This is a genomic window from Rhodococcus sp. MEB041 (assembly GCF_030208955.1).
Taxonomy (GTDB): Bacteria; Actinomycetota; Actinomycetes; order Mycobacteriales; family Mycobacteriaceae; genus Rhodococcoides.
This window is the reverse complement of sequence record NZ_JARVSZ010000003.1, coordinates 147,304-171,256: the sequence shown is the minus strand read 5'-3', so window position 1 is coordinate 171,256 and position 23,953 is coordinate 147,304. Positions and strand designations below refer to the sequence as shown.

Annotated in this window: 21 protein-coding genes; 15 read left to right on the top strand and 6 right to left on the bottom strand. The window is 69.4% G+C overall.

Annotated elements, in window-relative coordinates; translation table 11 throughout:
- Positions 1 to 17 precede the first annotated feature (17 nt).
- Entirely contained in the window at positions 18 to 329 is a 312-nt protein-coding gene (locus tag QRN16_RS10625; protein ID WP_081821310.1) for a helix-turn-helix transcriptional regulator, read from the top strand.
- Positions 330 to 339: 10 nt separating this feature from the next.
- Here QRN16_RS10625 and QRN16_RS10620 read toward each other — a convergent pair whose 3' ends face one another.
- Both QRN16_RS10620 and QRN16_RS10615 read right to left on the bottom strand, forming a co-directional pair.
- Positions 340 to 1,455, bottom strand: a complete 1,116-nt coding sequence (locus QRN16_RS10620) for a DUF475 domain-containing protein (RefSeq protein WP_285186500.1) — start codon at positions 1,453 to 1,455, stop codon at positions 340 to 342.
- A gap of 171 nt (positions 1,456 to 1,626) precedes the next feature.
- Positions 1,627 to 2,202 carry a TerD family protein gene (locus QRN16_RS10615; RefSeq protein WP_027506015.1) on the bottom strand — a complete coding sequence of 192 codons (576 nt, stop codon included), beginning with the start codon at positions 2,200 to 2,202 and terminating at the stop codon, positions 1,627 to 1,629.
- Between the two features lie 77 nt (positions 2,203 to 2,279).
- On the opposite strand from QRN16_RS10615, the gene QRN16_RS10610 reads away from it, so the two are divergent.
- Genes QRN16_RS10610 through QRN16_RS10580 form a run of 7 tightly spaced genes read left to right on the top strand, consistent with a single transcriptional unit; the run spans position 2,280 to position 9,780 of the window.
- Positions 2,280 to 3,572, top strand: a complete 1,293-nt coding sequence (locus tag QRN16_RS10610) for a hypothetical protein (protein WP_285186496.1) — start codon at positions 2,280 to 2,282, stop codon at positions 3,570 to 3,572.
- A 16-nt stretch (positions 3,573 to 3,588) separates the two neighbouring features.
- On the top strand, positions 3,589 to 4,773 hold the full coding sequence (locus tag QRN16_RS10605; RefSeq protein ID WP_056440932.1) for an HpcH/HpaI aldolase/citrate lyase family protein: 1,185 nt from the start codon (positions 3,589 to 3,591) through the stop codon (positions 4,771 to 4,773).
- On the top strand, positions 4,770 to 6,044 hold the full coding sequence (locus QRN16_RS10600) for a phosphoribosyltransferase family protein (protein WP_222646435.1): 1,275 nt from the start codon (positions 4,770 to 4,772) through the stop codon (positions 6,042 to 6,044). Before QRN16_RS10605 ends, QRN16_RS10600 begins: the two co-directional genes overlap by 4 nt.
- Positions 6,041 to 7,150, top strand: a complete 1,110-nt coding sequence (locus tag QRN16_RS10595; RefSeq protein ID WP_285186493.1) for a cysteine protease StiP family protein — start codon at positions 6,041 to 6,043, stop codon at positions 7,148 to 7,150. The genes QRN16_RS10600 and QRN16_RS10595 overlap by 4 nt, the downstream gene beginning before the upstream one ends.
- A gap of 44 nt (positions 7,151 to 7,194) precedes the next feature.
- On the top strand, positions 7,195 to 8,022 hold the full coding sequence (locus QRN16_RS10590) for an HAD family hydrolase (RefSeq protein ID WP_285186917.1): 828 nt from the start codon (positions 7,195 to 7,197) through the stop codon (positions 8,020 to 8,022).
- A 38-nt stretch (positions 8,023 to 8,060) separates the two neighbouring features.
- Positions 8,061 to 9,290: a TerD family protein gene (locus QRN16_RS10585; protein WP_285186491.1), complete on the top strand. Its 1,230-nt coding sequence runs from the start codon at positions 8,061 to 8,063 to the stop codon at positions 9,288 to 9,290.
- 22 nt (positions 9,291 to 9,312) lie between these two features.
- On the top strand, positions 9,313 to 9,780 hold the full coding sequence (locus tag QRN16_RS10580) for a universal stress protein (RefSeq protein WP_027506008.1): 468 nt from the start codon (positions 9,313 to 9,315) through the stop codon (positions 9,778 to 9,780).
- Here QRN16_RS10580 and QRN16_RS10575 read toward each other — a convergent pair.
- From QRN16_RS10575 to QRN16_RS10565, 3 genes are all read right to left on the bottom strand, one after another.
- Positions 9,743 to 11,260: a glycosyltransferase family 87 protein gene (locus tag QRN16_RS10575; RefSeq protein WP_222638091.1), complete on the bottom strand. Its 1,518-nt coding sequence runs from the start codon at positions 11,258 to 11,260 to the stop codon at positions 9,743 to 9,745. The two genes, QRN16_RS10580 and QRN16_RS10575, sit on opposite strands and share 38 nt — an antisense overlap.
- Positions 11,261 to 11,475: 215 nt before the next feature.
- Entirely contained in the window at positions 11,476 to 13,566 is a 2,091-nt protein-coding gene (locus tag QRN16_RS10570; protein WP_081821327.1) for a transglycosylase domain-containing protein, read from the bottom strand.
- Positions 13,567 to 14,221: 655 nt separating this feature from the next.
- On the bottom strand, positions 14,222 to 14,641 hold the full coding sequence (locus QRN16_RS10565) for a DUF5318 domain-containing protein (protein ID WP_056695695.1): 420 nt from the start codon (positions 14,639 to 14,641) through the stop codon (positions 14,222 to 14,224).
- A gap of 138 nt (positions 14,642 to 14,779) precedes the next feature.
- On the opposite strand from QRN16_RS10565, the gene QRN16_RS10560 reads away from it, so the two are divergent.
- From QRN16_RS10560 to QRN16_RS10545, 4 genes are all read left to right on the top strand, one after another.
- Positions 14,780 to 15,577 (top strand): DUF1707 SHOCT-like domain-containing protein, encoded by a 798-nt coding sequence (locus QRN16_RS10560; protein WP_285186484.1) that lies wholly within the window; start codon positions 14,780 to 14,782, stop codon positions 15,575 to 15,577.
- 9 nt (positions 15,578 to 15,586) lie between these two features.
- Positions 15,587 to 16,426 (top strand): DUF1707 SHOCT-like domain-containing protein, encoded by an 840-nt coding sequence (locus QRN16_RS10555; RefSeq protein ID WP_285186482.1) that lies wholly within the window; start codon positions 15,587 to 15,589, stop codon positions 16,424 to 16,426.
- Between the two features lie 127 nt (positions 16,427 to 16,553).
- The gene (locus QRN16_RS10550; protein WP_027506004.1) at positions 16,554 to 17,192 is read left to right on the top strand and encodes a PadR family transcriptional regulator; all 639 of its coding nucleotides are present in this window, start codon (positions 16,554 to 16,556) and stop codon (positions 17,190 to 17,192) included.
- The gene (locus QRN16_RS10545) at positions 17,185 to 18,276 is read left to right on the top strand and encodes an inositol-3-phosphate synthase (protein WP_027506003.1); all 1,092 of its coding nucleotides are present in this window, start codon (positions 17,185 to 17,187) and stop codon (positions 18,274 to 18,276) included. The genes QRN16_RS10550 and QRN16_RS10545 overlap by 8 nt, the downstream gene beginning before the upstream one ends.
- Positions 18,277 to 18,343: 67 nt before the next feature.
- On the opposite strand, the gene QRN16_RS10540 is transcribed toward QRN16_RS10545, so the two are convergent.
- Positions 18,344 to 18,886 (bottom strand): hypothetical protein, encoded by a 543-nt coding sequence (locus tag QRN16_RS10540; RefSeq protein ID WP_027506002.1) that lies wholly within the window; start codon positions 18,884 to 18,886, stop codon positions 18,344 to 18,346.
- 134 nt (positions 18,887 to 19,020) lie between these two features.
- Here QRN16_RS10540 and QRN16_RS10535 point away from each other — a divergent pair, with 134 nt between their 5' ends.
- The 3 genes from QRN16_RS10535 (at position 19,021) to QRN16_RS10525 (ending at position 23,914) form a co-directional block, all read left to right on the top strand.
- On the top strand, positions 19,021 to 22,470 hold the full coding sequence (locus QRN16_RS10535; protein ID WP_285186477.1) for an ATP-binding protein: 3,450 nt from the start codon (positions 19,021 to 19,023) through the stop codon (positions 22,468 to 22,470).
- A gap of 113 nt (positions 22,471 to 22,583) precedes the next feature.
- Positions 22,584 to 23,399 carry a DUF2786 domain-containing protein gene (locus tag QRN16_RS10530; RefSeq protein ID WP_056440912.1) on the top strand — a complete coding sequence of 272 codons (816 nt, stop codon included), beginning with the start codon at positions 22,584 to 22,586 and terminating at the stop codon, positions 23,397 to 23,399.
- Positions 23,396 to 23,914: a TIGR04338 family metallohydrolase gene (locus QRN16_RS10525; protein WP_285186476.1), complete on the top strand. Its 519-nt coding sequence runs from the start codon at positions 23,396 to 23,398 to the stop codon at positions 23,912 to 23,914. The genes QRN16_RS10530 and QRN16_RS10525 overlap by 4 nt, the downstream gene beginning before the upstream one ends.
- Positions 23,915 to 23,953 lie beyond the last annotated feature (39 nt).

Genomic DNA, 23,953 nt, shown 5'->3' with positions numbered 1-23,953 from the left:
GAAACAAGGGCACACCAGTGACGACCACGACATGGCGCCGTCCGGATCAGGACGGCTCGGCCACCGTTCGCACGCATGGCCACACCGACAGCACCACCTACCAGCGCCCCAACCTCACGGTTCGTGAGATCGAGGTGCTCATCAGCTGGTTCCGCTGCGATTCCAAGCCGGCCGTCGCGGCCAGCATGTTCCTCTCGCTCGGAACGGTGAACACCCACCTGACGCGGATCCGTCAGAAGTACGCGGCCGTCGGCCGGCCCGCACCGACCAAGGCATCCCTGGTCGCGCGGGCCCTGCAGGACGGCCTGATCGACATCGACGAACTCTGAGGTCCGCCCGTCACTCCTGGATGTGCACCTTGGCGTCGTCGGCATGCCCCTCGACCGCGAGGCGCCGGTTACGGCGCACGCTGGACAGGAACGACAGTCCGATGAGGACCACACCGACGAGTCCGGTGATGATCTCGTTGATGTGCACGCCGATCGAGACCAGCAGGATGATCGACAGTGCGCCGATGGCCCAGTGGGCGCCGTGCTCGAGGTACACGTAGTCGTCGAGCGTGCCCTTGCGCACCAGATAGACCGTGAGCGACCGCACGAACATCGCACCGATGAAGCCGAGGCCCAGGGCGATGATGATGGGGTCGGCGGTGATGGCGAACGCGCCGATGACGCCGTCGAAGCTGAAGGACGCGTCGAGGACCTCGAGGTAGAGGAACAGGAAGAAGCCGGCCTTGCCGGTCGCCTTCGCGAGGTCCGACGGCCCGCCGGAGGTCTCCTCCTCCTCGTCTTCACCGGGGACGTGGAACAGATTGCCGAGGCCGTTCACCGCGATGTAGGTGACCATGCCCAGCACGCCGGACACCATGACCGTGGAGATCTTGTCGTCCTCCGCCATGAACTCGGCCGCGAGAACCAGCAGGATGCCGGCGACGATCACGGACATCATGTCGAGCTTGCCGGCCTTGGCCAGCGGCTTCTCGATCCACGAGAGCCAGGTGTGCTCGCGCTCCTCGAAGATGAAGCCGAGGAACAGCATGAGCAGGAACATGCCACCGAACGCGGCGATCTGCGGATGCGCGTCGGTGATCAGCGTCTCGTACGACGGGCTGCCGTCGGGGAAGTAGGCGGCATCGTCCGCGGGCGGGTTGAGCGCGAGACGGAGCGCCGCCACGGGGCCCAGGCCGGACGCGGCCCAGACGATGACCAGCGGGAAGACCAGCCGCATACCGAAGACGGCGATGATGATGCCGATGGTGAGGAAGATCTTCTGCCAGAACTCGCTCATCCGGCGCAGGACCGTCGCGTTGATGACCGCGTTGTCGAAGGACAGCGACACCTCGAGGATGCCGAGGATCACGACGAGAGCGACGGCCTGCCAGCTCCCGTAGATGAAGGCCACCACGATGGCGAGCGCGGTGATCGCGAACGACCATCCGAAGATGCGTAGAACCACGGGTGGTGGCCTTTCTCTGGTGTCGATCCCTGCGGGCTCCGGCAACGGGGCGTCGTTGCCCCGACATGCAACGGAGAGTGTCGCAGCGCCGTCCGACGAGGACGACGCGCAACACTCTCCGGTACTCGGACCGAATGCCCCGTCGAGCGGGACATTACTCCTTCACAGGGGTCAGACGTTCACTCCGAAGTCGCGGGCGATGCCGGCCAGACCGGAGGCGTAGCCCTGGCCCACGGCGCGGAACTTCCACTCCGCACCGTTGCGGTAGAGCTCGCCGAACACCATGGCGGTCTCCGTCGAGGCGTCCTCGCTGAGGTCGTAGCGGGCGAGTTCGGTGCCGTTGGACTTGTCGACGACGCGGATGTAGGCGTTGCGGACCTGGCCGAACGACTGCGAGCGTGCGTCGGCCTCGTAGATGGACACCGGGAAGTTGATGGTGTCGATGTTCGGCGGCACGGCGGAGAGCTCGACGTTGATGACCTCGTCGTCGCCGTCGCCCTCACCGGTGGTGTTGTCACCGGTGTGTTCGATCGACCCGTCGGGGCTCTTCAGGTTGTTGAAGAACACGAAGTGCTGGTCGCTGACCACCTTCTTGTCCGTACCGAGCGCGATGGCGCTGGCATCGAGGTCGAAGTCGGTACCGGTGGTCGTGCGGATGTCCCATCCGAGACCCACCGAGACGGCCGTGAGGTTCGGTGCGGCTTTCGTGAGGGAGACATTGCCACCCTTGGTCAGGCTGACGCCCATGGCTCGAGTCCTTTCGGTTGCGTGCTACCGGTCGCGTGCTGGAAAGTGCTGTCCACTCGCGTTCATACCCTCAACGTGTGGCATCGCACCAGCGTTCCCGCGAGCCGGTGCGACTCGAGATCGCCGGCGCGTCCGAGAACGGCGCCGCCAGTACCATCGGGCGGGTGACACACCGCTGGCCCGGGCGCCTGAGCCGCGGCCGGGCGCGCACCGAGGCGGTCGCCGCCATCCGGGCCGACACGGTCCGGACCTTCCTCGACATGGACAAGCGTCAGTCGATCGCATCCGCGGGGGTCGACGCGCTGGAACGACTGGGCAGGTCGGACGACAGTCTGCGAGCGCGCTGGCGGCCGGTGGAGGAGCAGTGCTTCGCAGCGGGTGCCTCGTATCTGGCGGCCACGGAGCGCCCCGAGTCCGACGCGAGCGAGGAGGCGTACGACGCCTTCGCCACCGCCATCGCCCATCTCTCCGCCGCCAGCGCCGCGGTCGACCAGTTCTACGAGGCGCATCGGGCCCGGCTCGAGCACGCGACGCTCGAGTACGCCGCGGTCCCGCGATTGGCGAACGACGCACGCACCGCGGCGACCTCGGTGCTGGCGACCGTCACCGGATCGGAACCGCACCACTCCTATCGCTCCGTGCGTGACGCCGTCGCCGCGGTACACCGTGCACTGGACGGTCTCGCGGCGGCGGAATCCGGTGGCAGCGGCACCGCGGTCACCGGCCGCGCAGCGCAGGTGCGCTCCGCCGCGGACGATCTCCGGAGGGCACTCGCCGAGGCACCCGGCCGCGCCGGATCGGCGTCCACCGCCCTGGCATCGGTCCGCACCCGGCTCCAGGCGGTCGGCACCAAGGCCGAGTACATCGCGCCCGCCTACTCCGCCCTGCTGCGCGAGTTCGTGGCCGCCAGCTCGGACGATCTCTCCCGAGCTCGGGAGAACTGCGAGACCCACATGGTCGAGGCGGCCCGCGACATCGACGACGCGGCGACCGCACGCGACCGAGGCGACCCGGAGGAGGCACTCGACCGGATCACCGCCGCACGGCAGCATCTGGCCGACGCGGAGGCGGACATCGAGGCCGTCACCGGACGCCTGGCACGCCTGCGCGAGGTGCGGGACGACCCCGGGGCCGTGGATCGGCGCGTCCGGTTCCGGCTGCGCGACGCGCAGCTGCTGGCCGTCGACCGGGGACTGGTTGCCGAATGGGGCTCGGTGTTGGATGCTCAGCTCGCACGGATCGAGAGGGCCGCCGCGGCACTCGGAACGGGCCGGCCCGACTACTGGGCGTACCTGCGCGAACTCGATTCCGTCGAGGACTTCATCTCCGGTGTGGTCGACCGCATCCGCGGCCGACAGAGTCGGACCTGATACGAAAGGGGTTGCAGTGCAGCACTTCTCTCACCTGGAACCCGCCACACTCGAGTACCTGTTCCACCGCCCGCCCGTCGCCGTGACCGCGGAGAGCGACCTCACGACGCGGGCGCTCGCCCTGGGCGCCACGCTCTACGTCCCGGCCACCAGGGCAAACCTGGTGGAGACGGTACGCAAGCGCGCGGCCGAGGGCTCCCGGTCCGTCGTGCTCGATCTCGAGGACGCCGTTGCCGACGCCGACCTCGAAGCGGCGCGCGGACACGTGGTCGCCGCGCTGGACGCACTCGCCGTCGATCCGCCCGAGGCCGCCGTCTTCGTCCGCGTCCGCACGGCGGAGGACATGCACCACGTCTGCGACCGTCTCACCACCGGCATCGACGTCCTGCACGGCTTCGTTCTTCCCAAGTTCCGGCCGGAGAGCGGCGAGAAGTTTCTCGAGGAGGTGGCCGCTCGGTCGGCCGCAGCGGGCAGACACCTGGTGGTCATGCCCGTGATGGAGTCCCGCGAGATGGTCTACCGGGAGACCCGTGACGACGAGTTGGCCGGTGCACGTGACGTGCTCGACCGATACCGCGACAGCGTCCTGGCGGTGCGAGTCGGTGCCACCGACATGAGCGGCGCCTTCGGGATCCGACGCGACCGCGACCTGACGATCTACGACGTGCGGGTGGTCGCGGACACCATCGGCGCCATCGTCAACCACCTCGGGCGCAGTGACGGAACGGGTTTCGTCGTCACCGGCCCGGTCTGGGAGTACTTCGCCGACCACGAGCGGCTGTTCCGCCCGATGCTGCGAGCCACGCCCTTCGCCGAGCACGACGCCGTCCGCTTCCGCCAGCAGCTGGTCAGCCGCGACATCGACGGTCTGCTCCGTGAGGTCGCGCTCGACCGTGCCAACGGGCTGCACGGCAAGACCGTCATCCACCCGTCCCACGTCGCCGCCGTGCACTCGCTGTCGGTGGTCACCCACGAGGAGTATCAGGATGCACAGGCCATCGCGTCGTCCTCCGGCGGAGGCGGCGTCCTCGCCTCCGGCTACGGCAACAAGATGAACGAACTCGGTCCGCACCGGCCGTGGGCCGAGCAGACGCTGCGCCGGGCCGCCGTCTTCGGCGTCACCGCCGAGGGTGTGTCGTTCGTCGACGTGATGCAGGCACTGGCCAGGCGTCCCGCGTCCACGACCGGCACTGCACGATGAGCCGCGCGATGGGCCGTCGACTGCCCTGGGCGACAGCGGAACTGGGGCTCGTCCTCGAGCACGGCACCTCGTCGGTGGGCCGGCGGGTGGGCGACCTGGTGCAGCCGGGGCTGCGGCGCAACCCGCGCCGGGCACACCTGCTGGTGTCGACCGTTCTGGGCAAACACATCCCGCAGGACCCGGCCGAGGTGATCCGAGCAGGTGAGCTCCTGGGCTCCCTGTGCGCCGACGTGCTCGCCGGGCACGACGACGGCGTGGTGGTACTCGGATTCGCCGAGACCGCGACGGGACTCGGTCACTGCGTGGCGACGCGCCTCGGCGCACGGTCCTACATCCACTCGACCCGTCGACCCGTCGAGGGATTCGCCGTGCACGGTGAGTTCGAGGAGGGCCACTCGCACGCGACGGATCATCGCCTCCTACCCACCGATCCGGAGCGCGACCTGCCCTCTTACCTCCCGATGGTCCTGGTCGACGACGAGATCTCCACGGGAACGACGGCCCTCGGTGCCATTCGCGCGGTGCACGCACTCGCGCCGCGGGCGCGCTACGTGATCGCCTCGCTCGTCGACATGCGCTCGGCGGATCAGCGCCGCGAGACCGACCGCGTCGCTGCGGAACTCGGGGTGGTCATCGACTCGGTGTCGCTCGCGACGGGCACCGTGCATCTGCCCGACGACATCATCGCCGTCGTGGAAGCGCTACCCGCTGCGTCTGCACCGGTGGATGCTCCCCACCGAGGGACCGTCACCAGGGTCGACGTGCCCTGGCCGGCCGGAGTGCCCGACGGCGGTCGCCACGGTTTTCGGGCCGAGGACGTCGCCGCCTTCGACGCCGCGGTCGAGGAGTCGGCCGATCTGCTGCGACCGCACCTCGGCTCGGGCACCACCGTCGTGATCGGGCACGAGGAACTGATGTACCTCCCGCTCCGCATCGCCCGCGCACTGTCGGACCGCGGAACGCCGACCCTGTTCCAGACCACCACCCGCTCACCCGCTCATGTGCTCGACGAGCCGGGTTACCCGCTGCGGCGCGGCTTCTCGTTCGTCGCACCGGAACCCGCGGCCGGTGGCCGACGTCATCTCTACAACGCTCGGGTACCGGACGAGGAGGCGCCGAGCCCCGTTCTTCTCGTCGTGGATCCGCCCGCGGACACCGAGGCGTTGACGGGTCCGGACGGTCTCGTGGACGCCCTCACCCGCACCGGTATCGACGTCACCGTCGCCGTGGTGGCGGCGGATCCGCACTCGCTGCGGACGGAGTCTCGATGACGGCACCGCTGCACGGTCCGGCGTTCGGGTCCTACGCGGCGGGCGAGGTGTCCTGGCTCCTGAAGGATCTCTCGCACGTCTCGCTGGAGGCGGACACCGCGTCGCGGGAGCAGCAGATCCAATCGGGCGCAGCGCACTACGCCGAGAGCCTGCCCGTCGAGTATCAACCCGATGCCGCCTACCGCGACCTGTTCGCCACCGTCCTGGAGGAGAGCGCGACGCGCCTCGCCACCGCGGTCGGCATCGTCACCGATCTGGTGATCGCCGAGCGCGGTGAGAACCTGGTGCTCGCCTCTCTCGCCCGCGCCGGCACCCCCATCGGCATCCTGATGCGCCGCTGGGCGCGGGACGTGCGCGGTCTGACGTGGCCGCACTACGCCGTGTCCATCGTGCGCGATCGCGGAATCGACTCGGCCGCACTGGATCATCTCGCCCGTCACCACGACCCGGCCGACGTCGTCTTCGTGGACGGGTGGACCGGCAAGGGCGCCATCACTCGGGAGTTGACCGCCGCCCTCGACGCGGTGCACCGGGCGGGAGGTCCGCGCTTCGACGACCGGCTCGCGGTACTGGCGGACCCCGGGCACTGTGTGACCACCTACGGCACCCGCGACGACTTCCTCATCGCGTCGGCATGCCTCAACTCGACGGTGTCGGGCCTGATCTCCCGCACCGTGCTCAACGACACGCTCATCGGGCCCGGTGAGTTCCACGGCGCCAAGTTCTACGCCGACCTCGCCGCGGTGGACGTCTCGAACCTGTTGCTGGACAGCGTGTCCGCCAGATTCGACGACGTCGCGGACGCCGTGGCAGAGGGACTGTCGACGGTGCGGTCCGCCGACCGGACTCCGACGTGGAGTGGCTGGGCCTCGGTCGAGCGAGTACGGGAGGAGTACGGCATCAGCACGGTCAACTTCGTCAAACCCGGAGTGGGAGAGACCACCCGCGTGCTGCTCCGCCGGGTCCCGTGGCGCGTTCTCGTGCGCGACGCGCAGGCGCCCGAGCACCGCCACATCCGGATGCTCGCCGAGGCGAGGGGAGTGCCCGTGGACGTCGTTCCCGATCTCGCCTACTCCTGCATGGGTCTCGTCCGGGACGTCTCGTGACCGAGGCGAGGACCACGCTGGTCGCGACGGATCTCGACCGCACGATGATCTACAGCGCCGCCGCCTTGGCGGAGGGTCGCACGGACGGAGAGCACGATGACGTGCGCTGCGTCGAGTACTACGAGGGTGCTCCGCTGTCGTACATGACCACACGCGCCGCGGACCTGCTCACCAGCCTCGCGTCCGAGGTGGTGGTGGTGCCGACCACGACGCGCACCGTCGAGCAGTTCCGACGCATCGCCCTGCCGGGAGCACCCTGGCGGCACGCGATCACGACCAACGGGGCCACCATCCTCGTCGACGGTGAGCCGGATCTCGACTGGCGCCGCGCCGTCGAGGACGCCGTCGCCGGATCCGCGGTGCCGCTCGCGGAGGTGACCGCGGAGATGACACGGCGGGGCGACGACTCGTGGGTGCTCACGCAGCGGACGGCGGACGATCTGTTCTGCTACCTCGTCGTGAACGTGGAGACGATGCCCGAGGATTTCGTCGACGAGTTCGCACACTGGTGCACCGAGCGCGGCTGGGGCGTGTCCCGGCAGGGCCGCAAGGTCTATGCGATGCCCGACGCGGTGTGCAAGTCGCACGCCGTCGCCGAGGTGCGCCGACGGTGCGTGGACGCGGGAACGCTGGAGGCCGACGCCCCGGTGCTCGCCGCCGGGGACGGCGCCCTCGACGCGGAGATGCTTCGTGCCGCGACCGCCGCCATCCGTCCGCGGCACGGTGAACTGGAACTGCTGCAGTGGGACGCCCCCGGGCTGGTGGTCACCGAACGGTCCGGCGGTGCTGCGAGCGAGGAGATCCTGCACTGGTTCCGGGCAACGGCCGGCACGTCGGGCTCCGCCGCTGCCCCGCCGACACACGTACGCTGAATTCGGACGTACCCGACCACCCCGGAAGAGGACGAGACGTGGCTGCACAGCCGTTGACCAAGGGACAGAATGCTCCTCTGTCCACCGCCACCGTTCGCATCGGTCTCGAGCTGACCGCACCGGCGGACATCTCCGCCCTGCTCGTCACCGACAGCGGCAAGGTTCGCTCCGACGCCGACTTCGTCTTCTTCAACCAACCCTCCGGCCCCGGTGTGCAGCTGGTTCCGGGCCAGGGTGGGCCGCAGGAAGTCGCCGTGACCCTCGCCGCGGTCCCGGCCGACATCACGCAGATCCGAGTCGTCGTCACGCTCGACGACTCGTCGAGCAGCTTCGGACGCGTCTCCGCTCCCACCGCCCACGTGATCGACGGCGGCACCGGTGCGACGCTCTACTCGTACACCGTGGACGGCCTCACGACGGAGTCCATCGTCATCGCGCTCGAGCTGTACCGGCGCGGCGACGGCTGGAAGGTCCGTGCCGTGGGCCAGGGTTACGCGGGCGGGTTCGCCGCTCTCGTCGGTGACCACGGGGTCTCGGTGGACGACGCTCCCGCAGCGGCGCCTGCGCCTGCTGCACCCACACCTCCGCCTGCCGCTCCCACACCTCCGCCGGCCCCCACGCCGCCGCCCGCGGCACCCCCGGCACCTTCTGCGCCCGCGGCCCCCGCCGAGGTGAGCCTGGCGAAGGCTCGGCCCGTCAGCCTCACCAAGGGTCAGAAGGTGACGCTGAAGAAGGACGGTGGCGTCGCACTGACCACCATCCGCATGGGCCTCGGTTGGGACCCCATCAAGAAGGCCGGCTTCTTCGGAGGCGGGCGCAGCGCGGACGTCGATCTCGACGCCTCGGCGCTGATGTTCTCCGGCGACAAGCACGCCGACGTCGTCTACTTCGGCCAGCTGCGGTCGAAGGACGGGTCGATCGTCCACCAGGGCGACAACCTCACCGGCGAGGGCGAGGGCGACGACGAGGTGATCACGGTGGACCTGACGCGGGTGCCCGCCCATGTGAGCTCGATCGTCTTCATCGTGACCTCGTACCGCGGGCAGACCTTCGAGCAGGTGGCGAACGCCTTCACCCGCCTGGTCGACAACACGATCAACACCGAGCTGGCACGCTTCACGCTGCAGGGCGGCATGCCGTTCACCGGGCTGGTCATGGCCAAGGTGTACCGAGCCGGGAGCGAGTGGAAGCTGCAGGCGATCGGCGACGGCATCAACGCCAAGCACGCGGGCGAAGCGTTGCCGCAGCTCCGTCCGTACCTCTCCTGACGAGGAGTCGTAGGCTCGGGTCGTGACCTCGTCGAACGATCCCTCCGTCTTCGAGTACGGAGTGGACGGCCCCAAGCTGATCGTCGTGGGCCTCGACGGCTCCGACTCCTCCTGGCGGGCGGCCGCGTACGCCGCCGGACTGGCGCGCCGGCAGCACTCCAAGCTCGTGCTGGTCTACGTGCAGACGCTGGCGGCCGGCGCCTTCGCGCAGGCGAGCGGCGTGGTCTACGACTCGGGGAGCCAGGTGGCGGACCAGCTGCTCACCGAGATCCGCGACCACGTGGTGCGTTTCGGCGAGCACCAGCACGTGAACTGGGAGTTCCGGACGTTCCGCGGCGACCCGGCGATGGGACTCGCCGCCGTCGGCGACGAACTGCGTGCCGACGCGATCGTCGTGGGCACGTCCGAGTCTGCCGGGCACCGCATCTTCGGCTCCGTCGCCGTCCGACTGGTCAAGCTGGGTCGGTGGCCGGTGACCGTGGTGCCCTAGGCGGTGGCGCCGCATCCGCGATCGGAACCTCGACGGGCCGCGGACGCACCATCGCCGGCACCCACGACGGGTACGCGTCGGGTGCTCCGTCGAGCACACCACCGGCCGGATCGTCGTCGCCGCTGCGACGCACCAGATCGTCCACCGGCCGGTAGATCTGCCGCACCACCAGGACACACAATCCGACGACGGCGAGATCGCGCACCAGGACGGTCGCCGTGAAGTACTGCTCGGGCAGACCCTTGTCGGCCACGCCCAGGTAGTACATCATCCGTGGAACCCAGACGAGTGCGTCGATGGTCATCCACGCCAACAGGATTCGCCGGTGCGGCAGAGCCAGGACCGCGAGCGGCACCAGCCACAAGGAGTACTGCGGACTCCACACCTTGTTCGTCAGCAGGAAACCGGCGACAACGAGGAAACACAGCTGCATCAGGCGAGGACGCCGCGGAGCCGTCAGCGCCACCCAGCCGATGGCGAGGCACACGACCACGAAGAGCAGCGCCGTCACGAGATTGAGGATCACCGGCTTCTCGCCGGGACCGAGCGGGCCGTCGAATCCGGCCCAGCCGGTGAACGACCGGGCCACGTTGTAGAGCGAGTCCGGATCGGCGCCGCGGTCGGAGTTCAGTCGGAAGAACTCCGACCAGCCACGCGGAAACAGCAGTGCGATGGGCAGATTGACCAGAACCCACGCCGAGAGCGCCGCCGCCGTGGTCCGCGACCAGTCCCTGATGTTCCCCGTGCGGATGCACAGCACGAGGAGCGGACCGAGCAGGAACAGCGGGTAGAGCTTCGTCGCACCCCCGATGCCGAGCAGGACACCGGCCAGCACCGGCCTGCGTCGCGCCCACGCCAGCAACCCACCGGAGGCGAATGCCGTTGCGAGGGCGTCGAAGTTGGTGAAGACGTGCACGATCACCAGAGGGGAACACGCGGCCAGCGCGGCGTCCCACACCCGACGTCCCGCCAACATCGTGGTCGCCCAGATCGTCACGAGCCAGGCGAGGGCGGAGCCGAACGCCACCACGTTGAAATACAGCGCGACCGTGAGCGCCTGCGGCAACCACGGGACTGCAGACCACGCGTGGGCCACCTGCATCGACACGTACTGGTACAGCCCCGCCACCACCGGATACTCCATGTACCGGGTGATCGTGGAACCGTCGGAACCCGTTTCCTCCCACGACTTCTTGTACGGGAACGCGCCCTGATCGAGTCGCTCCGCTCCGTAGAGGGGGACCACGTCGGAGTAACACATCGCGACGTACTGACGGCTCCCGCTCCAGTCGAGTCCCAGCTCGCCGCCGGGGCTGTTCGGGGCCTGCTGGATGCACGCGGCCTTCCCGAACCAGCCCAGCGCGAGAAACACGACCGTGAACGCGAAGATCACGCGCAGTGGCGTGATGTGGCGCTGCCGCCCCACCAATGCGTGCTTGCCGACGGGGCCGCCGACCACCGTCGACAACTCCGCGACCATGGGGTCGGTCAGACTCGGCCGATCGCGCCGACGAGCGGAGCGCCGATCCGTCGCCAACTCACCCGGGCTCGCCAACAACTCGTCGGACGAATGGTCCCGACCGGCCTCCGGCCCGCCCGTCGACACTCGACCGGCCTCCGGCCTGCCCGTCGAAACTCGACCGGCCTCCGGCCTGCCCGTCGAATCCCGACCGGCCTCCGGCCTGCCCGTCACCCCTAGCCGCCGGGCGGCGTGGCCGGCTCCGGAGCCGCCCCGTCGTCGGGCGGGGTGACGGCGGAAGGTTCCGCCGGCGCCGGGGCCAGACCGGGAACCGGAATGGTGATGCCCGGCAGGATCTCGACCTGCGACGGGACGACGACCGGCGGAGCGACGGGCTCCGGCGTCGTGGGCTCCGGCGCTGCGGAAGAGGACGTGGGCGGCGCCGCGGTCCGTGTCGGCGCGGGTGCCGAGTACTGCGGCACACCGGCCTGGCCGGCGATCGCACCCGGTGCAGGGAACGACTCGACGGGCGAGCCCTCGAGGGACGCGTCGAGCGTGTCCTTCCAGATGTCCGACGGAAGTCCGGAGCCGTAGATGGGTCCCCCGTAGCTGTTCTCCAGCGGGAGGCCCTGCTCGGTACCGACCCACACGGCCGTCGCCAGAGACGGCGTGTACCCGACCATCCAGGCGTCCTTGTTCTCGCCGGTGTCACCGAGCTGCGCGGTACCGGTCTTCGCAGCGGACGCGCGTCCCTCGGCCAGGTTGTGGCCGTTCGAGTAACCCGCGATGGGACGCATGGCCGCCGTGACGTTGTCCGCGACGGCGGGGTCGACCCGCTGCTCGCCGGGGTCCGCTCCGCGATCGAGCAACACGGTGCCGTCGGCCGTCACGACCTTCTGCACGAAGTGCGGTGCGTGGTAGGTACCCGATGCGGCGAGCGTCGCGTACGCGCTGGCCATGTCGATGACACGGGACTGGTACTGCCCGAGCACGATGCCGTTGTTGGGGCCGGCGCCGTTCGGCTCGGTCAGGGTCTCGCCGATGCCCTCGACCTCGGTCGGGATACCGAGGCGGTGCGCCATGTCGGCCACCGCCTGCGGGCCGCCGTCGAGGCTGAGCTGCAACCGGTAGAAGCTCGTGTTGAGCGACCGCTTGAGAGCCTCGGCAATGGTGCAGGTGCCGCAGGACTCGCCCTCGACGTTGCCGATGGAGATGCCGTTGACCGTCAGCGGCGAGCTGTCGTACATCTGCGACAGCGGGATGCCCTGATCCAGAGCCGCCGCCAGGCCGAAGACCTTGAACGACGAACCGGTCTGCAGGCCGGACTGCGCGAAGTCGAAGCCGCGGCCGTCGACACCGCCGTAGTACGAGCGCACCGCACCGGTGCGGGGGTCGATCGACACCGACGCCGTGCGCAGCTCGGACGGTTCACCCTCCATGTTGGAGTTCACGGCGTCGATGGCGGCCTGCTGATCCTGCGGATCGATCGTCGTGGTGATCTGCAGTCCGGCGGTGTTCAGGTCCTGCTCACTGATGCCCGACGCGGTGAGCTCCTTGAGCACCTGGTTCTTGATCAGTCCGTTCGGGCCGGCGTCGGCGGCGTCGCCGCTGTCCACCGAGGCGAGCGGTCGCCACTGCGGGTACTGCATCGCCTGACGCTGGGTCTGATCGAGCGCACCCATCGTGACCATGCCGTCGAGGACGTAGTTCCAGCGGCTCTGCGCACCCGTCGGGTTGTTCTCCGGATCGAGTCCGGAGGGCTGCTGGATGGTGGCCGCGAGCACGGCACCCTCCTCGACGCTCAACTGCTCGACGGGCTTGTCGAAGTACGCCTTCGACGCCGCCGCGATGCCGTACGCGCCGCGGCCGAAGTAGATGGTGTTGAGGTACGCGGCGAGGATGTCGTCCTTGGTCCACTGACGCGCCATCTTCGAGGAGATGACCAGCTCGCGCATCTTGCGGGTGAGCGTCCGCTCGGACCCCACGAGCGCGTTCTTCACGTACTGCTGCGTGATGGTGGATCCACCACCGGCGCTGTCGCGCCCGAGCACGTTGTCGCGAGCGGCGCGTGCGAAGCCGGTGACCGAGAATCCGGGGTTGGAGTAGAAGTCACGATCCTCGGCCGACAACACCGCATTGCGGACGTGCTCGGGGATCTGTCCGATCTCGACATCGGTGCGGTTGCCCTCGGGAGGGACCACCGTGCCGAGGACGGACGTTCCGTCCGACGCGAGGACGGTGGCGACCTGGTTGGTCTTGATGTCACCGGGCCGCGGAACGTCCTCGACGACGTACGCGACCATGAACACCAGGACAGGAACGACCATGCCCAGCGCGATCAAGCCGTACAGCGTGCGCCGCAGGACCTTCCACTTCGACTTCCTCTTCGTCTTCGTGGCAGTACCTCCTGATGGCGGTTCGGTGGGTCCTCCACCGAACCGGTCCCGGTCACCGTCGGCGTCGCCACGCGAGTGGGACGTCACGGGCCGGGAGGGTGGAGCGTCGGTCGCCCGTGGATCGTCCGAGTACGGGCGCGGCTGCGAGAACGCCTGCGACCGCGGCGGGGGCGCGGTCGGGGGAATTTGGGTGGTGTCCGGTCCACGATCGTCGTAGGACGGCGGACCGTAGGCCGGGCGCCGCGGGTGATCGGCCGGCGGCCAGCTCGGCGGGGGACCACCGGGGCCGTCCCGGCGAGGCGCACGCGGTGGGGGTGGGCCCGACGGCCGCTGCTGGGGATCGCGGACCGGCTCGTGGCTCGGGCGCCCGTGACGCGGTGGTTCCCCGGGCCCGTCGGGTCGACCGTGGCGGCCGGACGGACGCCCGCGATCGTCACCGGAACTGTCGTAGGGGGAACTCACTCACGTACTCCACTGTCAGGACGCACGTGTGACCAGGTGGCGACGGTCACGTGTGCGTCGGGCTCGTTCGACTCGGTTGCGCGGGGGACCACCGACGGACGGTACCGCCGACGACCTGCGTCCGTCACTCACTGGCCGTGCGTCGGCGGGAGGCGGAGCGTGTGCGGGGGCTCTTGGGCGCCGGAACGGCACCCAGGACGTACGACTGCACGAGGTGGTTCCAACTGCAGGTTCGGCAGACCTCGACGACGTGCACGGAGAACTCCTCCTGCGTGCCGGCGAGGCGGGTGAGCTCGTCCGCGGTCCGGGCCGAGCCGTTCATCGTCCCGAGCTTCTCTCCGAACACCCAGGAGACCAGCGTGAGCTGCTCCTTCCGGCAGATGGGGCACGCCACGGTGGACGGCCGACCGTGGAACTTGGCCGCTCGGAGGAGGTAGGGATCGGCGTCGCAGACCTGGGCCATCGCCGTTCGTCCGGAGTAGACCTCGGCGAGCAGCGACTTGCGCTGCAACGCGTAGTCCACCACCTGCCGCTGTGATCTCACGGTGACCAGAGTACGTGCGCCGTCGAGGTGGGGTGGTGCTCGACCCCGTCCCGTGCGCTGGAGCGGAGCCGTGGAGCCGGAGCACTTGAGGGACCCGGTCCACGGGCCTACCATCTGGCGATGCCGACGGTCCGATCTGTGGGTGTCAGAGCGCGTGACCAGGACAGAGTGCACGCGTGCGCCGCGCTGGACCGTGCGCTCGCGGACGGCCAGATCGACGCCGAGGAGCACGCCACCCGCATCGCCCTCGCCACCGATGCACGTGCGCTCGAGGACCTCCACGATCTGATCGGCGATCTGCAGGGCACGTCGGACCTGGCTCGGATGGCGTCGCCCGGGGCGACAGCTGCGGGGCTCTCCCGTCGGGGTCGGCCGAGCGTGCTGAGCGCGGTGATCCGGTGGGCTGTTCTCCTGGTCGTCGCCGCACTCCTGTTCCTCGGTGTCCGCGCCTGTGCGTCCGACGACAGCGCGACCGGCACCTACGGCTCGGCCGGCTACCTCGAACCGCGCGCGATGGACGACATCGTGGCGTCGACGGGCATCCTGCTGGGAACCACCGTCGTCGACGAGCTGATGTTCTACTCCGAGTACGTGCTGCTGAGGGCGCCGAGTCCCGACAATCCGGGCCGGGAGAGGCGTTATCAGTACCGCGACGGCGAGTGGAGACAGTCGGACGACGCGGACAGGGACCGAGAGACGGCGACCGTCGACCTCGCCGACCTGGGCCCCGGCGTGCTCGGCGGGTTGGTTCTGGGCGCCGGCGCGAGCCTGAACATCGCCGAGATCGACTCGCTGTACCTGTTCGTCCGGAACACCGGCGTCGGCCCCGTGATCAGCCTGCACGCGAGCAACGAGGCCGCGAACGAGGACGGATACCTCGAGGCGTCCCTGTCGGGCGACTTCCTCAGCGTCACCCCGTTCGATCCGACCGAGTAGGAGACGACGATGGCGACCGGACAGGATCGACGACTGCGCGCCCGTGACATCGATCGCGCCGTGGTCGCGACCGCTCTCGACACCGCGTACGCGGACGGGCAGCTGACGTTCGACGAGCACCGGTCACGGGTGGCGGCGGCGAGAACGGCGACGACACTGGGCGATCTCCACGCGTTGGCCGCCGATCTGCAGGCGGCCGTACCGCTGCCCGAGGCGATACGGCCCGCACCCGGACCGTCCCGGCGCCCGGTGATCGTGGGTCTGCTCGTCGTGGTCCTCGTCCTCGGAGTCGCCGTCGTGCTGGCGGTCCGCGGATCCGATGCACCGTCGTCGCCGAGCGTCGCGGCTCCGTCGTCGTCCGTCGGCCCGGGAGCGACGGCCGCGGGCACCGTGACGCCGATCGTCGCGCGACCCTTCGTATTCGACACCCCGGAGGGCCTGGCCGACTTCCGCGACCGGTGGATCACACGATTCGGCGACCCCGAGGTCACCGAGTTGGTGCTGTACCCGTCGGACGATCGCGCCTCTCTGACCCGCCTCGCCGAGAGCGACCGCGTGCGCGACGTGTCGGTCCGCGGCGGTTTCGAGGAGTCCGCCGCCACGAGCCCGAGGGAGACGGACGAGCTGCCCTTCGACCTCACCGCGCTCGACGTCGCGGCACTGGCGGGCCTGATGGCGGGTTCCGCGTCGTTCGTCGAGGTACCGGACGCGTCGGTCACCCACGTGATCGTGCGCAACGAGGCAGTGCCGGAGGTACTGGTCTATCCCGCGGATGCGGACGGCCGCGGTGGATACCTGCAGGCCACCCTGGCCGGTGAGGTCACGCGGGTCAGCCCCCACCGTCCCTGACGGGGCCCGTGTTCATGTTCTCGACAGTTACATGTACCCCCATATATCGGCCCGATACATGTGGCGGTTATAGTGAGCGAGCGTCATCTCGACGCGGACTCGGGTCGGAACAGGAAGGGGACCGCACATGCTCGAACTGGCGATCCTCGGCCTGCTCCTGGAGACACCCATGCACGGTTACGAGCTTCGTAAGCGACTCACCGGACTTCTCGGTGCCTTCCGGGCCTTCTCGTACGGTTCGCTCTACCCCACCTTGCGTCGTATGCAGGCGGACGGGCTCATCGTCGAGAACCCCGGAGTCCAGGGCGCCGTCAAGCGTCGGGCACGTCGTGTCTACGAACTCACGCCGGCCGGCCGAGCTCGGTTCACCGAGCTGGTCGCGGACACGGGTCCGCAGAACTACACAGATGATGGATTCGGCGTACACCTGGCCTTTTTCGGGCGCACCCCCGCTGAGGCGCGGATGCGGATACTCGAAGGTCGGCGTCGCCAGGTCGAGGAGCGCCGTGAGGGGCTCCGCGACGCCATCGGCCGAGCAAGTGGGTCGTTGGACAGGTACACGCGCGGATTGCATCAGCTCGGCCTCGAGTCGAGCGAGCGCGAAGTGCGGTGGCTCAACGAATTGATCGCTGCCGAGGCAATGGCGATCACTTCGGAGAGTCCACCGCCCGCACCCACGACCGACACCTCGGCCGTGGCACACCCGGAGAGCACGTCGGCTCCGGCCACCCGATACGGAAAAGAAGGAGAACCCGACCATGAGTGACAACAGCACTGCGGTGCGCGTGGCCATTGTGGGCGTGGGTAACTGCGCGTCGTCCCTGGTTCAGGGCGTGCAGTACTACAAGGACGCCGACGAGAACACCACCGTTCCCGGCCTCATGCACGTGAAGTTCGGCAAGTACCACGTCCGCGACGTCGAGTTCGTCGCCGCGTTCGACGTGGACGCCAAGAAGGTCGGCTTCGATCTGTCCGAAGCCATCTTCAACAGCGAGAACAACACCATCAAGATCGCCGACGTGCCCCCGAGCGACGTCAGCGTCCAGCGCGGCCCGACACTCGACGGCATCGGCAAGTACTACTCGGAGACCATCGAGATCTCCGACGCGGAGCCGGTCGACGTGGCGCAGGCACTGCGTGACGCGAAGGTCGACGTGCTCGTCTCCTACCTGCCCGTCGGATCCGAAGAAGCCGACAAGTTCTACGCGCAGGCCTGCATCGACGCGAAGGTCGCGTTCGTCAACGCGCTGCCCGTCTTCATCGCGTCCGATCCGGTCTGGGCCAAGAAGTTCACCGACGCCGGTGTGCCCATCGTCGGCGACGACATCAAGAGCCAGGTCGGTGCCACCATCACCCACCGCGTCATGGCCAAGCTGTTCGAGGATCGCGGCGTCCAGCTCGATCGCACGATGCAGCTGAACGTCGGCGGCAACATGGACTTCCTCAACATGCTCGAGCGCACGCGCCTCGAGTCGAAGAAGATCTCGAAGACGCAGGCCGTCACGTCCAACCTGCAGCGTGAGTTCAATGCGAAGGACGTGCACATCGGCCCGTCCGATCACGTCGGCTGGCTCGACGACCGCAAGTGGGCCTACGTCCGCCTCGAGGGTCGCGCGTTCGGTGACGTCCCGCTGAACCTCGAGTACAAGCTCGAGGTCTGGGACTCCCCGAACTCCGCCGGCGTCATCATCGATGCCGTGCGCGCCGCGAAGATCGCTCAGGACCGCGGAATCGGTGGACCTGTCGTGCCCGCGTCCGCGTACCTGATGAAGAGCCCGCCGAAGCAGCTCGCCGACGACATCGCTCGTCAGCAGCTCGAGGCGTTCATCATCGGCTCCGACGAGCAGTAGCCACTCGCGAACGTCCCGACGGGGTCGTCACGGTCGATCACTCGGCCGCGGCGACCCCGTCGGCGTCTCACCGGTCGAGCGGGCCGTCGGGGACGCCGAGCAGGTACGACGTGGTGCCGCGGACACCGTCGGACACGAACACCTGGAACGTCTGATCGCAGGTCTCGGTACCGAAGCGGACGACGGCGAGTCGATGATGCGCACCCGTCACGCGCGGCCCCCGCGGAGGAGACGATTCCGTGAGCGGTCGGCGACGTGCGGACGCCGCCGCGTCGTGCTCGTACGTCACGACGGTGCCCTCGGTGGTGACCACGCCGACGGCCGTGATCGGTTCCGTCGCACTCGTGGACAACACCGGCGTGATCACGATCTCCCCCACCTCGTGGTCCCCGTCGGTGACGACGATGGTGAAGCGATCGGAGCCGAAGGACGACGGGTCGTCCTCCCACCGGTCCACGGACGCCGTACGCGAGTAGGTGAACATCCCGTCGGACGCGACGTCCGCGGTACCGCAGGACGGGCCGGAACCCAGTCGGTGGCTCCGCTGTGTGCACAGGGGCGAGGCGACGGACCCCGCCAGCAGGCAGGCCGTGACGGAGGTTCGAGGCATGGGGTCGCTCCTGAGGGTCGTGCGCCGGCCGGGTCGGCCGGATTCTCCTGTACTCACCGTGCCCGACGCGTGCACAAGAAGTGCAAAAGTGCCTGCGTGCGGCGCGAATACGCACAGCTGACTAGACTTGTCAGGTGACGAGTGACTCACCCGCTTCCGTCCGACTCGTCGGTGCCGTCACCGTCGAGCGTGGCTCTCGGGTGGTCGATCCCCGCATCATCGGTGGGCCGCGCTGCGTCGAACTGCTGTCGTATCTGACGCTCAATCGCCATCGAGAGGTCTCGCACGACGAGTTGGCGGACCTGCTCTGGCCCGAGGAGCGGCCGCGCACCTGGAATTCTGTGCTGCGTGGGGTGATCTCGAAGGTGCGGGACGTTCTCGACGCCGCGGACATCGCGGGTACGTCGATCGTGTCCCGTACCGGCATGGTGCGTCTGACTCTTCCGCCGGACACCACGGTCGATCTCGAGGAGATCCGGGACGCGTGCCGCCGCACGGAGGGATCACCCGCGGACCGTGCCCGCGATGCCCGGACGGCGTTGCGTCTGCTCGCCGAACCCGTGCTCGTCGGAGCCAACGGCGCGTGGGCGGACGACGTCCGGCGAGAGTTCGACGACCTGCGGCTCACGGCCCTCGAAGCGGACGCCACCGCGTCGATGGATCTCGGTGCGTTCGAGAACGCCGTGTCCTCCGCGGAGTCCCTGCTGGCAGCCGACCCCCTGCGCGAGAGCGCGTACCGCATCGCCATGCGTGGCTACGTGGCACTGGGCGACCGCGGACAGGCTCTCGGGGCGGCGGCGCGATGCCGGGCGGTGCTGGCGGACCGGCTCGGGGTGAGCCCCTCACGCGAGACCCAGTCGTTGTACCTGGAGTTGTTGGAGGACGATACCGAGACCACCCCAGCGCAGCGCGAGGAGCCGCCGGTGGGATCCGCCTTCGTCGGACGCGATGTCGAGATGAGCCGCATCGTCGAGGACCTCGAGGCGGCCGCTGCCGGTCATGGACGGTTTCTCCTGGTCTCGGGTCCGCCGGGGGCAGGGAAGACGTCACTCGCCCGCGCCGTGATGCAGCGTGCCCGCGCCGCCGGCACGGACGTCGTGTCGGGTCGCTGCAGCGAACACTCGACCATCCCGTACGAACCGTTCGTGGAGGCAGTCACCCGCGACCTCGACTCGCGCGGCGTCATCGGAGCGCGTCAGTGGCTGCGGACCAACGGCGCCGACATCCTCGGCATCATCCCCGGGGCCGCACGTCGATTCGGGGACCTCATCCCCCCGCACGTGGACGACGACCGCACAGGGGCGTCCGACGCGGTGCAGCGGTGGCTCGTCGGGCCCGCTCGACAGGCCCCGACCCTGCTCGTGATCGACGACCTGCAGTGGGCCTCCGGCACGACGGCCGCCCTGGTCCGCCATCTCGCGCGGTCGACGCAGAACGACCGACTCTGCATCCTCGCGACAATGCGGGACGAGAACCTCGTGTCCCCGGAACTCCAGGCGACCCTCGACGTCATCCGGTTGTCGGCGGGGTTCCGCGAGATCACCCTGGGCGGACTGTCTCTGGCCGCGGTGCACGACCTCCTTCGCGAGCAGAACTCGACCCTCGACCCCGAGGCCATCGTGGCACGGACGGGTGGCTCCGCCCTGCTGGTCGCAGCCGTCATCGCGGCACACGAGCGCGAACCCGGCGGCTCGCTCCCCTTCACGGTCACGGACGCGGTGCGTCTCGCGAGTCGCGAACTCAGCTGTGACGCAGTCACTCTGCTCGAACTGTGCGCGGTGACCGGGGTGACGGTCTCGCGCCCGCTGCTGCGGGCCGCCTCGACGATCCCGTCCGATCTCCGTTTCGCCGAGACCCTCGACGAACTGCTGGCCGTGAACTTCCTGGTCGCCGGCGACACCGACGACGAGCTGGTGATGAGACACGCTCTCGTGCAGTCGACTCTGTACGACGCGATACCCGGGGCGCGGCGAGCGCAGATGCACTCCGACGTGGCTCGGGCCCTGGTCGATCTCGGTGCCGACACCACCGCCGACGAACTCGCGCGCATCGCGTACCACTTCGGCAGGGCGCTGGACTCCGACCGCTCCGAGGCCGCGCTCTACGCGCGGCGTGCCGGCGACGCCGCCTACGCGGTGTCCGCGTACGAGGACGCGGTGGTGGGGTACCGGACCGCCCTTCGGAAGATGGTGCCGCACGGCGACTCCCGAGAGCGGTGCCGACTGCTGATCGACCTCGGCCGGGCGCAGCGTAAGTGCATCGACCGGTCCTACCGGGCCACTCTCTTCGACGCGATCGCCATGGCGCGGAGACTGGGCGACGTCGACCTGCAGGTCGACGCGACGCTGGCGGACACGATCAGTGGTGCGGGCCTGTTCCAGATGTTCGACCCGTTGCCGGAACGACTCGACAGCCTGCACGACGCACTGCACGTCCTCGAGGACTCCGGCCGCTCGAACAGCGCCGCCACGGCCAAGGTCCTGGTACTGCTGGCCATGGAGCTGAGCTGGACCGATGACTGGAAGGAACGCCGAGACCTTCTCGAACAGGCTGTGACGCTGGCGCATTCGGTGGGAGACCGCAGTGCCCTCGAGTCGGCGCTGCGCGCGATGCTGTGGTGCCTCCTGGTGCCCCAGTGCTGGGATCTGCGCCAGGAGGCGATGACGCGCCTCGTCGAGCTGGAGTCGACATCGTCTCGGCGGCATCGCGATCCGTCCGCCGCCACCATCCTGGCCAGGACCCAGCAGGCGTTCGGCGACCTCGGCGGCGCCGACTCGACACTCGCGGCGGTGACCCGGGCCGATCTCGCGGACGACCCCGAGATGACCTGGGCCATGGTGTGTTCCAAGTTCGGCGTGGACGTGTCGGCAGGACGACTGGTGCGCGCGGAGACCGTGCTGGCACGGATCTGCAAGACGCCCGACGCCGCGCTCGGCAGACACACCTACGGCCGCGAACACACGTCGATCCTCACCCTCCGGACGATGCGCGGAGATCTCCGGCACTTCGCGGATCGGCGCGACGAGATGGCCACGATGTTCGACCTGATCCCGGCGTTCCGCCCGGTCGTGGCGTCCTCGCTCGCCGACGTCGGACGCATGGACGAGGCGCGCGAGCTGATGGACTGGTACGACGAGCAACGGCTCGCGGCGATCGCCCCGGACATGCTCTGGCTGATGTCGATGACCTTCATCGCCCGTGCCGGTGCCACGGTGGGCAACACACTGGTGTGCACCGACGTGTACGAACGGTTGCTGCCCTACGCGGAGCAGACCGTGTCGGTCGCCCCGAGCGTCTTCGGCGTGGTGCACCACCACCTGGCCGACGCGTCCCTGGCCACCGGTCACGTCGAGCGAGCGGGTCGCCATCTGCACGCCGCGCGGCGCCTGCACGTCGCCCGCGGCTTCGAGGGATGGAGCGCGGAGGACGCGTATCTCGGTCTCCGCATCGAGCACGCCCGCACCGGACGGCTCGCGGCCCGCGCTCTGGCGTCGGCCCGCACCCGTGCGGACGTCATCGGAGCCTCGGCGGTCCGGCGGCGCATCGACGCCGTCGCGGCCTTGGTGGAGAACTCCGAGCGCTGACTGCTACTCGCCGACGCGGTCGTCCGCAAGACCCTGCGAGCGCCTGTGGACGGCCGTCCCCGGGGACGCTCGGTGGGCCCGGCTCACGGCTGGTCCGGGCGTACTCTCGGCCCGTGAGTTCAGACAGGATGGTGGCCCGCATCGGTGGGCTTCTGCGTCAGGCCGAGTCCACGGACAATCCCCACGAGGCCGAGGCGTTCATGGAGGCCGCGCAGCGTCTCGCGACCGCCGCCTCGGTCGATCTGGCCGTGGCACGCTCGCACACCGCCTCGCGCGAGAAGCGGGCGACGCCGGTGCAGCGCGTCGTCCACATCGGGGAGCACGGCAAGAAGGGCCTGCGCACCTACGTCCTGCTGTTCGTGGCCATCGCCCGCGCGAACGACGTGCAGTGCGACGTGGCGCAGTCGTCGACGCAGGTCTTCGCGTACGGGTTCGAGAGCGACATCGACACGTGCGAGGCCCTGTACGCGAGCCTGCTAGTGCAGATGGTGCGCGCGAGCGACACGTACATCTCGTCGGGTGCGTACCGGGACGCCACCGTGGACCGTGAGGTCACCGTCGTCCGAGGACGCCGGCGCTATCGCACGGTCGAGCGGGCGCCGCTCGCCGGCGTCACTGCCAGGATCGAGTTCCAGACCGCGTTCGCGCACCGGGTCGGCGAGCGCCTGGCCGCCGTCAAGAAGGAGGCCGAGGCCGAGGCGGTCGCCACGGAAGCTCCCGAGGCCGGCACCGCACTGGTGTTGCGTGACAAGGAGATCGAGCTGCGCGACTTCTACCGGTCCGCTTCCACCGCCCGGGGTACCTGGCGCGGCAGCTCGGGTCGCTCGTACTCGTCGGAGGCTCGGCGAGCCGGAGACCACGCCGGTCGACGTGCACGCCTGGGCAATCAGAGCGAGATCGGCGGCCCCCGAGGACAACTCGAACGGTGACCCGCGACAGCCAGCGCTCCCGCGTCTACGACGCCGAGCATCAGGTCCGCACCATGTTCGACCGCGCGGACGAACGGGGCCTGCGCACCGTCGAGATCCTCGGGTCCACGGTCACCCTGCCGATCGAGCGGCGCTTCGCCTCGCTCGACTCGGTCCAGACCTACGTCGACGGCGTCACCGCTCTGGACTGGGTGCGCAGCGAGTGGCCACGCGCGGCCGTCCCGGTACGGGTCCGGGCCCGCTCGGGCGCGGGCGCCGCGCACTACGAGGTCGACACCGCCACCATCGCTGTCCCACTCCACGTGCGGGGACGCGCCTGGGCCCTGCGCGAGATGGTGGTGCTGCACGAGATCGCGCACCATCTCGAACCCGGCGATCCGGACGACCACCGCGAACCGGCCCACGGCGGCGCGTTCGTCGATCGCTATCTCACCCTGGTCTCGGAGATCATCGGCGCCGAGGCAGGTTTCGTCCTCCGCGCGACGATGCACTCGTGTGGAGTGCGCATCGGTTGACAGGCCGGGCACCATGGAAGCGACAGCCAGCGCACTCAC